At 65.2% G+C, this 13,055-nt stretch carries 14 protein-coding genes and 1 pseudogene; 7 read left to right on the top strand and 8 right to left on the bottom strand.

What is annotated here, in order from left to right:
- Positions 1–333: pseudogene (locus tag JWQ24_RS08255) on the bottom strand (ABC transporter permease); the annotation flags it as partial.
- Entirely contained in the window at positions 330–1,118 is a 789-nt protein-coding gene (locus JWQ24_RS08250; protein ID WP_299806516.1) for an ABC transporter ATP-binding protein, read from the bottom strand. The gene JWQ24_RS08250 and the pseudogene JWQ24_RS08255, both read right to left, overlap by 4 nt.
- A 113-nt stretch (positions 1,119–1,231) precedes the next feature.
- Here JWQ24_RS08250 and JWQ24_RS08245 point away from each other — a divergent pair, with 113 nt between their 5' ends.
- Positions 1,232–2,548 carry an ActS/PrrB/RegB family redox-sensitive histidine kinase gene (locus tag JWQ24_RS08245; RefSeq protein WP_299806514.1) on the top strand — a complete coding sequence of 439 codons (1,317 nt, stop codon included), beginning with the start codon at positions 1,232–1,234 and terminating at the stop codon, positions 2,546–2,548.
- A gap of 11 nt (positions 2,549–2,559) precedes the next feature.
- Here JWQ24_RS08245 and JWQ24_RS08240 read toward each other — a convergent pair whose 3' ends face one another.
- The 3 genes from JWQ24_RS08240 to JWQ24_RS08230 form a co-directional block, all read right to left on the bottom strand.
- A complete protein-coding gene (locus JWQ24_RS08240; protein WP_299806512.1) occupies positions 2,560–3,768 on the bottom strand; it encodes an MFS transporter in 1,209 nt (402 codons plus the stop codon).
- A 209-nt stretch (positions 3,769–3,977) separates the two neighbouring features.
- Positions 3,978–5,219, bottom strand: coding sequence for an MFS transporter (locus JWQ24_RS08235; protein WP_299806511.1), 1,242 nt, complete (start codon positions 5,217–5,219; stop codon positions 3,978–3,980).
- A gap of 120 nt (positions 5,220–5,339) precedes the next feature.
- The gene (locus tag JWQ24_RS08230; RefSeq protein ID WP_299806510.1) at positions 5,340–6,014 is read right to left on the bottom strand and encodes a DUF938 domain-containing protein; all 675 of its coding nucleotides are present in this window, start codon (positions 6,012–6,014) and stop codon (positions 5,340–5,342) included.
- A 124-nt stretch (positions 6,015–6,138) separates the two neighbouring features.
- On the opposite strand from JWQ24_RS08230, the gene JWQ24_RS08225 reads away from it, so the two are divergent.
- Both JWQ24_RS08225 and JWQ24_RS08220 read left to right on the top strand, forming a co-directional pair.
- Entirely contained in the window at positions 6,139–7,179 is a 1,041-nt protein-coding gene (locus tag JWQ24_RS08225; protein ID WP_299806508.1) for an MBL fold metallo-hydrolase, read from the top strand.
- A 64-nt stretch (positions 7,180–7,243) separates the two neighbouring features.
- Complete coding sequence (locus tag JWQ24_RS08220; protein ID WP_299806506.1) at positions 7,244–8,050, top strand: class II aldolase/adducin family protein; 807 nt, start codon at positions 7,244–7,246, stop codon at positions 8,048–8,050.
- Between the two features lie 18 nt (positions 8,051–8,068).
- Here the strand turns inward: JWQ24_RS08220 and JWQ24_RS08215 are convergent, their stop codons facing one another.
- Positions 8,069–9,118: a HoxN/HupN/NixA family nickel/cobalt transporter gene (locus JWQ24_RS08215; protein WP_299806504.1), complete on the bottom strand. Its 1,050-nt coding sequence runs from the start codon at positions 9,116–9,118 to the stop codon at positions 8,069–8,071.
- A gap of 215 nt (positions 9,119–9,333) precedes the next feature.
- Between JWQ24_RS08215 and JWQ24_RS08210 the strand changes: the two genes are divergently transcribed.
- Together JWQ24_RS08210 and JWQ24_RS08205 are read left to right on the top strand one after the other, a co-directional pair.
- Entirely contained in the window at positions 9,334–9,579 is a 246-nt protein-coding gene (locus JWQ24_RS08210; protein WP_299806502.1) for a transcriptional regulator, read from the top strand.
- On the top strand, positions 9,579–9,854 hold the full coding sequence (locus JWQ24_RS08205; RefSeq protein WP_299806500.1) for a hypothetical protein: 276 nt from the start codon (positions 9,579–9,581) through the stop codon (positions 9,852–9,854). Before JWQ24_RS08210 ends, JWQ24_RS08205 begins: the two co-directional genes overlap by 1 nt.
- A 3-nt stretch (positions 9,855–9,857) precedes the next feature.
- Here JWQ24_RS08205 and JWQ24_RS08200 read toward each other — a convergent pair whose 3' ends face one another.
- Positions 9,858–10,124: a hypothetical protein gene (locus tag JWQ24_RS08200; protein WP_299806498.1), complete on the bottom strand. Its 267-nt coding sequence runs from the start codon at positions 10,122–10,124 to the stop codon at positions 9,858–9,860.
- 145 nt (positions 10,125–10,269) lie between these two features.
- Between JWQ24_RS08200 and JWQ24_RS08195 the strand changes: the two genes are divergently transcribed.
- Positions 10,270–10,407, top strand: a complete 138-nt coding sequence (locus tag JWQ24_RS08195; RefSeq protein WP_299806495.1) for a hypothetical protein — start codon at positions 10,270–10,272, stop codon at positions 10,405–10,407.
- Between the two features lie 7 nt (positions 10,408–10,414).
- Here the strand turns inward: JWQ24_RS08195 and JWQ24_RS08190 are convergent, their stop codons facing one another.
- Entirely contained in the window at positions 10,415–11,650 is a 1,236-nt protein-coding gene (locus tag JWQ24_RS08190; protein ID WP_299806493.1) for a hypothetical protein, read from the bottom strand.
- A gap of 171 nt (positions 11,651–11,821) precedes the next feature.
- On the opposite strand from JWQ24_RS08190, the gene JWQ24_RS08185 reads away from it, so the two are divergent.
- Positions 11,822–13,027 (top strand): MFS transporter, encoded by a 1,206-nt coding sequence (locus tag JWQ24_RS08185; protein WP_299806491.1) that lies wholly within the window; start codon positions 11,822–11,824, stop codon positions 13,025–13,027.
- The last annotated feature ends 28 nt before the right edge of the window (positions 13,028–13,055 follow it).

Below are 13,055 nucleotides of genomic sequence, written 5' to 3'. Positions count from 1 at the left end.
CGGCTTCAGCGGGCTCATCATCAGGTTGCCGAGATTGCGCGCCCACATCTCCTCAAGGAACGAGATCGAGAAGCCGAGCTGGCCGCGGAACAGGATGTCCCACAGGATCACCGCGCCGATCAGCGTGCCGCCGGCCTGCGCGAAGAAACCGGCATTCTGCGAGATGTAGTTCTGCAGGAAGCCCCAGGTGATGATCTGCAGCGCCGGCCAGTACACCAGTTCCAGCATTCGCGGCCACGACGACACCAGCAGGTACCAGTAGCGCAGCACCATCGCGTTGACGCGGTGCATCGCGATGCCGCGGAACTGCTCGGTCATCCCCGTCAGGCTCATGACGCGCGCTCCCGGCCGCGCGCGACGTCGAGGAACACTTCTTCCAGCGTCGTGCGGTTGTAGCGGATCAGGATATTCGCCGGGCTGTCGTCGTCCTCGACGCGGCCGGTCTTCATGATGATGACGCGGTCGCACAGCCGTTCGACTTCCAGCATGTTATGCGAGGCCAGCAGGATCGTGGCGTTATGCGTCTTGCGGTAGGTCTCCAGATGCTGCCGGATCCAGTCCGCCGTATCGGGATCGAGCGAGGCGGTCGGCTCGTCCAGCAGCAGCAACTCGGGCTGGTTGATCAGCGCCTTGGCCAGAGCGACGCGGGTCTTCTGCCCGGCCGAGAGCTTGCCGCTGGCGCGATCAAGGAATTCGGTGAGGTCGAGATCCTCCGCCAGCTGTTGGATACGGCCGCGCAGGTCCGGCACCGCATAGAGCTTGCCGAACACCGTGAGGTTCTGCCGCACCGTCAGCCGCATCGGCATATCGACATAGGGGCTCTCAAAATTCATCCGGCCGAGCACCTGCGCGCTCTGTCCGGGCATCGCGCAGCCGAGCACCGAGACGCGGCCGGAGGTCGGCAGCACCAAGCCCATGATCATCGCAATGGTCGTGGTCTTGCCGGCGCCGTTGCCGCCGAGCAGGCCGGTGACGCTGCCGCGCGCGATGTTGAAAGAGACGTCATCGACGGCGCGGGTGGTCTTGTAGAGCTTGACGAGATGCTCGACCTCGATCGCCGCGTGCGCAGCGGCTGCGGGGATCGGCCTTTCGGACATCTGGGCGAGTTCGATCGTCATGCGTGCCGTTCCTAGCGGGATCGCCGCCAGATGCGCAAGCCCTTGCCCGGTCAACACTTTGCCAGCTTGCCGCGGATTTGTGGTCAGGGCTGCCGCCGTCTAGTGTTCCCGGCATGACCGATGTTGACGCCTCCGACTTCCGCCATCCGCGCCGCCATGTCCGGCTCGACACCATCCTGCGGCTGCGCTGGCTGGCGGCTTTGGGCCAGCTCGTCGCGATCTTTGTCGTGGCGCAGGGCCTCGATTTTGAAGTTCCGGTGCTACCCTGCCTCGGCGTCATCAGCATTTCGGCGGGGCTCAATCTCGTGCTGCAGATGCTGTTCAACCCGATGCAGCGGCTGGAGCCGCGCTATGCCGCGGGGTTGCTGGCGCTCAACATCGCCGAACTGGCCGCGCTGTTGTTCTTCACCGGCGGGCTGCAGAACCCGTTCTCGTTCCTGTTCCTGGCTCCGGTGCTGATCTCGGCGACGGCGCTGCCGACGCGGCTGACCATTGCGCTCGGCGTAATGGCGGCGGTCTGCGCGACCATGCTGGCGTTTTTCCATCGGCCGCTGCCGTGGGATGCCGACGAGCCGCTGGTGCTGCCGCAGATCTATCTGCTCGGGGTCTGGCTCTCGATCCTGACCGCGATCGGCGTCACCAGCCTGTATGCCTTCCAGGTCACCGAGGAAGCCCGCAAGCTCTCCGACGCGCTGGCGGCGACCGAACTGGTACTGACGCGCGAGCAGCATCTGACGCAGATCGACGGCCTTGCTGCCGCCGCGGCGCATGAGCTCGGCACACCGCTCTCGACCATTTTCCTGATCTCGCGCGAACTGGAAAAGAACGTCCACAACACGCCGGAGATCGCCGACGATCTCAAGACATTGCGCGAGCAGTCGCAGCGCTGCCGCGAGATCCTGTCCAAGATCACGCAGCTGAACTCCGCCGGCGCGCCGTTCGACCGGATGCGGCTGTCGACGCTGATCGAGGAGGCCGTCGCGCCGCACCGCGATTTCGGCATCGCCATCAAGATCCGCATTGCGGTGGCCAGCGCGGTCGAGCCGACCGCGATGCGCAATCCGGCGATCCTGTACGGCGTCGGCAACATCCTGGAGAACGCGGTCGATTTCGCCCGCGAGCGGGTCGAGGTCAATGCGTGGTGGAACACCGACAGCGTCGCAATCTCGATCTCCGACGACGGGCCGGGCATTCCGCCGGACCTGTTGAAGCGGATCGGCGAGCCCTATCTGACGCGGCGGCGCGGCGGTGATGACAGCGGCGAGCATACCGGGCTCGGGCTCGGCGTGTTCATCGCCCGCACGCTGCTGGAGCGCACCGGCGCCAAGGTCGCGTTCTCCAACCGGGTCTTCCCGGACCACGGCGCGGTGGTGCAGATCGCCTGGCCGCGCGAGCGTTTCGAGACGGACGAGCACGCCTTCGTCGACTGATTGCGCGCGGCTTAGGCGGCGCGGCGTCTGGTGACCCCGGCCAATGTGAGCACGGCGAGGCACAGTATCACCGGCGGAAACACCATCGCGTTGACGGTGCCCCAGCCGTAGTTCGCCAGCAATGGGCCGGACGAGAATGAGCCCAGCGCCATCAGCCCGAACACCAGGAAGTCATTGAACGCCTGCACCTTGTTGCGCTCCGATGGCCGATGGGTCGCCAGCACCAGCGCGGAAGCGCCGACGAAGCCGAAATTCCAGCCGACGCTGAGCACGATGAGGCCGCCCCAGAAATGCGCCGCGGTGATGCCGGAAAGGCCGATCACCGCCGCGGCTGCCTCCATCATCAAGCCGACCACCACGATGCGCAACGCGCCGAAGCGGGCGATCAGCGACCCCGTGAAGAAGCTCGGGATATACATCGCCACGACATGCCACTGAATACTGACGTTGGAATCGCTGAGGCTGAGCCCGCACATCCGCATCGCCAGCGGCGCGGAGGTCATCACCAGATTCATCATCGAATAGGACACGACACCACAGGCCGCCGCTATGATGAAGCGCGGCTGCCGCACGATGTCCCGCAGCGGACGGCCGCCGCGCAGATCGACCGCCGCCGGCTTCGGCGCATCGACAGTGGCCAGCACAGCCATCGCGATCAGCGCCACCACGGCCTGCGCGCTGAAGCTGAAGGCGAACAGATACGGCTGCCAGACGTCCATCGTCCATTGCAGCAGTTGGGGGCCGAGCACGCCGGCCAGCGCGCCACCGGCCAATACCCATGCCACCGCCTTCGGGCGATAGGTGGCGCTGGCGCCGTCGGCCGCGGCAAAGCGATAGGAGTGCGCCACCGCGCCGTACAATCCGCCGAAGAAGGTCGCGAAGCAGAATAGCGCGAACGAGGCATGGAGAATCGCCAGCGCGCCGAGTACGCCGCAAATTACACCGCAGCCGCTGCCGATCAGGAAGGCGACGCGGCGGCCATAGGCGCGCGAGATGAGGCCGACCGGGAGCGTGCCGCAAGCGAGGCCGACGACATAGGTCGAGATTGGCACGGTGGCGAGGGACGCGCTCGACGCCAGCATCGAACCGACGACGGCGCCGGTCGCGAAAATCACCGCCGAATTGGCGCCGGCCAGCGCCTGCGCGACCGCGAGCTTGCGCACGTTCGCGCGCGCACGGGCGTCGCCGGGCAGATCCTCGGTGATGGCGGCTGTGATCATCGGCATTCGCGGCCGCAATCTCGACCAGGTTGATCCGGCCTGCTGGTGCGCGGATGTGAGGGCCATGAACCGCCCGGACAACGCACGCCGACGCGATGCGCCATGCGGCGCCCGTTCACGCGCGGCCGGCTATCACTATGAAGATGTTGGTCGGCCGAACCATGACATTGATCAATGTCAGCGCGCCAGCGCCCCGGCCGGCGATTGGATCAGCTCGCCGGGCCGGGCACCCCGATTGCCTGTTGCGCCGCGCGGCGCCTGGCGAATCCGGCCAGCGCCAGCATCCCCAACCCGAGCAGGACCGGCGGAAACACCACGGCGTTGACCGTTCCCCATCCGTAATTCGCCAGCAATTGCCCGGACGAGAACGACCCGACCGCCATCACGCCGAACACCAGGAAATCGTTGAACGCCTGCACCTTGTTACGTTCCTGCGGGCGATGGCTCTCCAGCACCAGCGCCGAGGCGCCGATAAAACCGAAATTCCAGCCGAGGCCGAGCACCACGAGGCCGCCCCAGAAATGCATCGCGGTGATGCCGGACAGGCCAATCACCGCCGCGACCGCTTCCAGCGCCAGGCCTGCCGCGACGATGCGCGGTGCGCCGAAGCGGGCGATCAGCGATCCCGTGAAGAAGCTGGGCCCGTACATTGCCACGACGTGCCACTGGATGCCGAAATTGGAATCGCTGAGGCTGAGTCCGCACATCTTCATCGCCAGCGGTGCCGACGTCATCACGAGATTCATCATCGAATATGACACCACGCCGCAGATCGCCGCGGCGATGAAGCGCGGCTGCCGCGCGATTTCCAGCAGCGGCCTGCCGCCATGCAGGTCGGCCGGCGCCGGCTTCGGCGCATCGACAGTGCAGAGCAGCGCCATCGCGATCAGCGCCACCACCGCCTGCGCCGCGAAGCTGACGGCAAACAGATAAGGCGGCCAGATATCCATCGTCCACTGCACCAATTGCGGGCCGAGCACGCCTGCGAACACGCCGCCGGCCATCACCCAGGACACCGCCTTCGGCCTGTACGCCGCACTAGCGCCGTCGGCGGCGGCGAAGCGGTACGACTGCGCAACGGCGCCGTAAAATCCGCCGAAGAAGGTCGCGCAGCAGAACAGCGCGAACGAGGCGTTGAAGATCGCCAGCGCGCCCAGCACGCCGCAGATCGCGCCACAGCCGCTGCCTATGATGAAGGCGACGCGGCGGCCATAGGCGCGCGAAATGATGCCGACCGGGAGCGTACCGCAGGCGAGGCCGACGACGTAGATTGAGATCGGTACGGTGGCGAGCGAAACGCTCGGCGCCAGCATCGAACCGACGATCGCCCCGGTGGCGAAGATGACCGCCGAATTGGCGCCGGCCAGCGCCTGCGCGACGGCGAGCTTGCGCACGTTTCCGCGCGCACGGGCATCGTTCGTCGAATCATCGGCGATGGGGAGGTCGATCATCGGCATTTCCGCCCGGTCTTGGCCGGGTTGATCCGGGCCTGCGATTGCGCCGAGACTATATAGGGCCGCAGATCAGCCGAACAACTCACGTCCGCGCAGACGCGCCATGCGGCGGGAAACTCAGATGCGGGCAAAAACCAGCACGAGATTGTTGGCAGGCATCGCGATCGTATCGCTCAGTTGGAGGCCGGCCTTTGTTGCGACCTGTTCCAGCTCGGCCACGTCCCGCACGCCCCATTCCGGATTGCCGGATCGCAGGCTGGTGTCGAACACGGCATTGCTCACCGCGGTATGCCGGCCACCTTGCTTGAACGGACCGTAGAGGAATAGCCGCCCGTCCGGCGCGAGGTAACGCGCCGCGCCGGCAATCAGGCCCTCGGCGACCGGCCACGGCGCGATGTGCACGACATTGGCGCAGAACACCGCCAGCAGCGGTCCCGGTCCGCTGCCGTCCCGCATCTGCGGGCACCAAAGAGGATCGCCGAGATCGATGCGCAGCGGCGCACGAACATTGCCAGCCTGCGCATGAGCGCTCCAGGCCGCGATGCTGCGCAGATGCGCCTCGTTGAGATCGCTCGGCCACCAGGTGATGTCCGGCGTGCGGCCTGCAAACTCCACGACGTGCTGGCCGGTTCCGCTGCCGACCTCGACGACATCGCCGCGGCGGCCTTCGAGAAACGGCGCCAGCGCCTGCCAGATAGCCTGGTGATTGCGGTGAAACGCCGCCGCATCCAGCCGGCCGTCGGCTTCCACGCGGCCGCCGTCCCGGCCGAATTCCACCACATATTCCGCCATGTCATATCCTCGCCGGATCAACGTCGCATCTGTCTAGCAGCATTGCTGTGCCGCGAAAACGCATCGCGCAGCCGGCTTCGCATCGGCTAAAGTCGCCAAACCATATCATCGCATCGGAATACGCATGATCTTCCGCCAATTGTTCGACAGCGTCTCCGGCACCTACAGCTATTTGCTCGCCAGCCGTGCCGGCGGCGAGGCGCTGATCCTCGATCCGGTGCTGGAGAAAGTCGATCGCTACTGCCAGTTGCTGCGCGAACTCGACCTCAGACTGGTCAAGGCCGTCGATACCCATCTGCATGCCGACCACGTCACCGGCCTCGCCGAACTGCGTGACCGCACGCAATGCGTCACCATCATGGGCGAGCAGAGCAAAGCCGACGTGGTGGCCATGCGGGTCGCGGACGGCGACAAGGTGCGGATCGAGGGCGTCAGCCTCGACGTGATGTACACGCCGGGCCACACCGACGATTCCTACAGCTATCTGATGGGCGACCGCGTCTTCACCGGCGACACGCTGCTGATCCGCGGCACCGGCCGCACCGATTTCCAGAACGGCAGCGCACGAGCGCAATATGATTCGCTGTTCGGCCGGCTGCTGAAGCTGCCGGACGAGACGATGGTATTCCCGGCGCACGACTACAAAGGCGACACCGTCTCGACTATCGGCGAAGAGAAACGGTTCAATCCGCGGCTGCAGGTGAAGTCGGTCGAGGACTATATCGAGCTGATGAACAACCTGAATTTGCCGAATCCGAGACTGATGGACGTGGTGATGCCGGCCAATATGAGCGTCGGGCTGAAGCAGGATGAACTGGCCCGCCTGGGCCAGGCGCTGTCAGCCCGGAACGCGATCAACCGGCTCGGCGATCCCGATATTTTATTGGTCGACCTGCGCGAGGCCGGCGAGCGCGCGCGACACGGGGTTCTGCCCGGCGCGCTGCATGCGCCCTACCCCGCGATTGCCGACAGCCTGAAACCCGGCGGCATGCTGCGCGAAGTGGCCAATGCGACGGGCCGGCGCATCATCTTCGTCTGCGCCTTCGGCGAGCGCTCGGCGATGGCGGTGAAGGCCGCGACCGACGCCGGTCTCGTCAACGCTGCGCATCTCGAAGGCGGCATCGACGCATGGAAGAAGGAAGGCGGGCCGGTGGTTGCCGTCTGATGTGTCCGGTGTCAGGGTGCCGGAAAGGTGGAGAATCAAGCCACCCTCTTCCGGGAGACGCGCGATGAGACTGCCCCGCCCCGCTTTGCTGTTGTTGTTGCTCACCGCAAGCTTCGCGCCGGCTTATGCACAGACCGCACCTGCCTCCGGCGGCCCGGTCGACCAGGCCGCGATGCAGGATCTGGTGCTCGCCAACCGGGTGCTGACCGACCTCAATGTCATCGACGGCTTCGGCCATGTCAGCATGCGGCACCCTAACAATCCGAACCGCTATCTGATGGGGCGTTCCGTGGCGCCGGCCCTTGTCGTCGCGGACGATATCCTGGAGTACGATCTCGATTCCAATCCGGTCGATGCCAAAGGGCGCAACAGCTTCCTCGAACGCTTCATCCACGGCGAGATCTACAAGGCGCGGCCGGACGTGATGGCCGTCGTCCACACCCATTCGCCCGGCGTGATCCCGTTCAGCGTCTCCAGCGTGCCGCTGCGTCCGGTATTTCACCTCGGCGCCTTCCTGTCTCCGAGCGTGCCGGTGTTCGAAATCCGCGACAGCGCCGGCCAGAGCAATATGCTGGTCAGCAACCCGCAACTCGGCAAGGCGCTGGCGGCCACGCTCGGCGACCGCAGTGTCGCGCTGATGCGCGGCCACGGCAGTGTCGTGGTCGCGGCGACGATTCCGATGGCGGTGTTCCGGGCGCACTACAGCAACGTCAATGCGCAACTGCAGATGCAGGCGATGTCGCTCGGCGGAGCGGTCAGCTTCATGGAGCCAGAAGAAAGCCAGAAAACGCTGGGCGTGATCGACCAGATCCACGGCCGCGCCTGGGACCTCTGGAAGCGCGCCGCGCTGGAAAAGATGCCGGGTAAATAGGCCGGCACCGTCGCGCCGTCAGTGCACGCGGACTTCGATGTCGTCATAGCCCTTGAGGCGATAGACGATCACCGAGATCATCCAGCTCGCGAGGAAGATCGCGATGATGACGTAGCCGAGCGCGCCTAAATTCTCGTTGAGCGCCTCGATCCCGTTCCAGAAGCTGCCGGTCAGGTCGAGCTTGCGGCCGATCAGACCCAGCGCCTCGACACCGCCGATCAGCAGCGCGACGATCACCGACACCAGCGTGATGGTCATGTTGTAGTACAGCTTGCGGATCGGCTTGATGTAGGCCCAGCCATAGGCGCGCACCATCAGCACGGCGTCGGTGGTGTCGACCAGCGTCATGCCGGCGGTGAACAGCGCCGGGAATACCAGGATCGACCACGTCGACATGCCCTCGGCGCCTTGCGAGGCGGCGATGCCGAGCAGCGCTATCTCGGTTGCGGTGTCGAAGCCCAGACCGAACAGGATGCCGAGCGGGTACATGTGCCAGCTCTTCGAGATGATCCCGAACAGCGAGCGCAGCATCCGGCCGATCAGGCCGCGCTGCGACATCAGGATATTGAAGTCCTCCTCGATGAAACGCTCGCCGCGCTTCACCGCCCTGAACAGCCGGAACACCGACACCAGGATGACGATATTGGCCACGGCGACGGCGAGCAGGAAGAACGCCGACACGCCGGTGCCGATCAGCCCGCCGACTTCGCGGAAGCCCTCGAAGCTCGACTGCAACGTCGCCACCGTCAGCGCCACCAGCAGTGAGGCAACGATAACGACGCTGGAATGGCCGAGCGCGAAAAACAGCCCGACCGAGATCGGTCGCTTGCCGGATTGCATCAGCTTGCGCGTCACATTGTCGATCGCGGCGATATGGTCGGCATCGACGGCGTGGCGCAGCCCGAACGTATAGGCCAGCACCGCGGTGCCGAGCAGCACCGGCTGGTCGTGAAACGCGATCCACGCCCACAGCCAAGCCATGACGTTCATCGGTATCAGGATGACGTAAATACTGAAGATGCGGCCGCGCAGATTGTCGGCGCCGTCATCGAAGAGCTTGCTGAGCATGGGGTAAGGCGGTCCGTTTGAGCCGCAATTGTCTCAGGAAGGCGCGTTGCGCGCAACGCTCGCATACAAAGCGGGACAACGCAGTTTTTTACCCACGCGCTTAACGGAAGGTCCCGTTTATTGGGCCTGCGGGGTGCCTTTGCCCGGCCGTTTCTGGTAGGATTGCAGCAGCAATAGCCGCTGCCACCCATTGCGCGGCCAGAATTGAGGCAGTTATGGATACCGAACCGGAACCGAAAACCCCAGCCGAAATGAAGGAAATTCGCCTAAGCCGGAAACTCGCACAGGAGACCGAAGGCATCAAGGCGATGGCCGACATTGCGGCCGCCGACATTGCGATTCGCAAGCGCACGGAGCAACTGCGCGCCGAACGCCTCGCCCGCGAGGCCGACGCACAGGCCAATCCGGTCGAAACCAAACCGAAGGCCAAGAAGGCCGTAGCGAAGAAGAAAGCCGTCTGATGGCCCGCGAAGAAGACCATTCCGGCAGGGCCGAACGCGACGCCGCAGCCAAGGCCGTGACCGACAACATGGCCAAGCTGCGCGCTGCCCGCCTCGCCCGCGAGGCTCTCGCGCCGCCGGTCGTCGCCAAGACGAAAAAGGCTTCGTCCTCAGCCAAGTCCGGCACAAAGGCCGGCAGCAAGACTAGCGGCAAGACTGGCTCCGCGCCGAAGCCGAAAAGCCCGGCGCTCGCCGCCTGGCTAGCTGGCCAGGTCAACGGCGGTCACCGGACCTGAGGCCTAGACGGCTTCCGCGGCCTTGGCGGCTGCGGGAGCCGGCCATTCGATCATGGTGCGGGTCTTGGTCGCGGAATCGTAGACCTGGATCTGCAGCATCTGATAGGCGTTCTTCAGCTTCATGCCGGCTTCTTCGGCGGCTTCCACGGTGTCGTGATGCGACTTGAAATGGCCGTCGACAACCAGCGAATAGCCCTCGGTCGGCGCGCGATCGGCGCGGATGATCTTGCGGGCCTGCGGTTCGTCCATTTCGATCTTCGGCTTTTTCATCGTCACTCCGGATAGGGATGGGCTGGAATTGCAATTGGCTGGATACGCCCCGTTTACACGGAATGGCGCGAATTGGGAGCGGCAATTGCGGGAAGGCGTCAGGATGCACGCCAATCTCGGTGCAATTGAGGTCAAGGGGACACAAATGAATGAACGACCGCGCAAGCCGCCACCCCGTCCCGACCACGAACCGCCAGAGCCCACGCCGCCCGCGCCCGACGAGGACGAGGAAGACGGCGACATCGCCACCCCCAAGCGCGACCGCGACGACGAAGCCGAGTGAGCATAAGCTAGCCTTCGATCAACCGGACGGTGCGCGGACTGAGCAGATGTTGGCCCCAGCCCCTTGTCGCCAACGGCTTCGCCAGCCTTGGCGAAACAAGCAGCGCCAGCGTGGTGATGGCCAGTGGCAACAGGCTCCATGGATCCTGCCGCACCGGCGTCAGTTCCTCGGTGCTGCCGGCATAGACGCCGCGGTGGCGAAAGAGATCAAACGATTCGCGCAGCACCTCGCGCCTCGTGCCGCCGCGTTGCGCGCAGCCAAGTAAAGCCTGCATCGCCTGATGGGTGAGAACGCCGTCGCGGCCGTCGGGCAACGGCGCGGGCGTCTCACCGGTCGAAATGCGCAGCAGCAGGTCGACGAGATCGTTGCCGGCAAGAAAAGCCGCCATCGGCTCGACCAGACGCGGATTGGCGTCGATGTATACCGGTCCGGCTTCGCTCCAGATGTAATCCACCGACAGCGCGCCGTGCCAGTTCAGATGCCGGCCGATCCGCGCGAGATCGGCGCGGACGCCCTCACGGCGCACGCTGCACTTCCGGGCATCGCCGCCCCCCGCGCCCTCGGCTATCTGACGATAGGCATGGAAGCCGAGCAATACGCCACCGCCGAACACGCCCTGCGCCTTTTCGGTAAAACCCTCGGCCAGCGCCTGCACCAGCACGTCATCGGCGAAGCCCTCGCCTGACGTCAATTCGCGCAGCGCGCGATCGAAGCCGGCCGCGTCGCGTACCATCCAGACGCCGCGGCTGGCGGTGCCGATCGCGGTCTTGATCACGCAGGGCAGCCGCGCCGCCGCACGCAGACCATCCGCCTCGCGGACGATGGTGGTCGCTGGCTGGGGCAGGCCGAGTTGGTCAAGTACGCGGTGGAAACCGACCTTGCTGTGCAAGGTGCGGTAGCTCTCGAAAGCCGGCAGCGCCAGTCCGACGCGGGCGAAGCGCTGCTGAAACCGGGCGAAAAGATAACCCTGCTCGTGGATCGGCAGCAGCACGTCGAAGCGCTCGCGCGCCACGAGTTGTTCAACGAAAGCGAGGAATCCCAGGGGATCGTCGCGCATCGGCGGGCAGCGGTGAACTTTCCGTGGGAAGCGCGAGAACAGCGTCAGAGGGAAGGCTGCGGGGTCGCAAATCTCGATGGTGTGGCCGGCGAGGCCAAGCACGGTGATGGCCTCGCGCGCGGAAGTGCTGCTGCCTTCGGACAGCAGGATACGCAGCGGCCTAAAAAACGAGCGCGGCACTGTCATGCCCAATCATTTCGCATTTTGCGAACCACCGTCGCGAGCCGTGATGTCGCATACCCGCCAATGCAACGTCCGCAACGGCTGCATGCCACAACGTTCATAGACAAGCCCCGATAGCGGCCGTAGGTCTAGCTAACATTGAAGGCTGCAACATAGTAACGGGCGGAAACTGCGATGGTCGATATTCCGGCCGCATCTGATCCTGCAAAAGTCGGTTCAGCGCCGCGCACGCTTGGTGCCATCTCGGTGGCGCATTGGGTAAGTCACTTCCACATCTTCGTGCTGCCGATGCTTTTCCCTTTCCTGAAGGAACGGCTCGGCGTCGGTTATGTCGACCTCGGTCTCTCGCTCACCGTGTTTGCCGTGGTATCCGGCCTCACTCAGGCCCCGATCGGCTACCTTGTCGACCGCATCGGCGCGCGAAAGATCCTGATCCTCGGCATGGTGCTGGGCGGCAGCGCGCTGATCACGCTCGGCCTGCATCTGAACTATCCTGCGCTGATCGTCTGCGCCGCACTGCTCGGCCTCGCCAACAGCGTCTACCATCCCGCGGACTACGCCATCCTTTCGGCACATATGGACGAAGCGCGGATGGGGCGCGCGTTCTCGATTCACAGCTTTGCCGGCTTTCTCGGTGGCGCAGTGGCGCCTGCGATCATGGCGGCGCTGGTGGCCGGCATTGGCGGCGCATCCGCACTCATCGCCGCCGGGCTGATCGGCCTTCTGGTTGCGCTGATGCTGGTCGTGGTGGGGATTCCCGACGCCGGCGCCATGCACGAAGCCGCCGATAGCACTCCGGCAGCGAAACCCAGCATGATGACGCCCGCAATCCTGCTGCTGACCTTGTTCTTTACGCTACTGGCGCTGTCGCAGAACGGTATCAACAGTTTCGGCATCGTCGCCCTGACGAGCGGCTATGGCCACTCGTTCTCATCCGCCAATATCGCGCTGACGGCCTATCTCGGGGCAAGCGCGGTCGGCGTTCTTGTCGGCGGCGTGCTGGCCGACCGTGCGGTGCGTCACAGCCAGATCGCTGCGGGATGTTTCGCCGTCAACGCCGTGATCGTTTTCACAATCGCAGCGGTGACATTGCCGCCATTGGTGCTGACGCTGACGATGGCGGTGGCCGGGTTCCTCAGCGGCGTGATCGTGCCTTCGCGCGACATGCTGGTGCGCAACGCCGCGCCCGCGGGCGCCGCCGGCCGCGCCTTCGGCATCGTCTCCACCGGCTTCAACTTCGGCGGCATCATCAGCCCGCTGCTATTCGGCTGGTTGATGGACAGCGCGCGGCCGCATTGGGTGTTCGGCGCCTCGGCGGCCTTCATGGCCGCGACGGTGCTGCTGGCGCTGGTGTCGGAGAGAAAGCCCGCATCGCGGTGACGCGAAAAGAGCATCGAAGCCGTACTTC

This window comes from Tardiphaga sp., assembly GCF_028290495.1.
Classification (GTDB): domain Bacteria; phylum Pseudomonadota; class Alphaproteobacteria; order Rhizobiales; family Xanthobacteraceae; genus Tardiphaga.
Note: the sequence above shows the minus strand (reverse complement) of the source record. Positions and strands in the feature narration are given on the sequence as shown.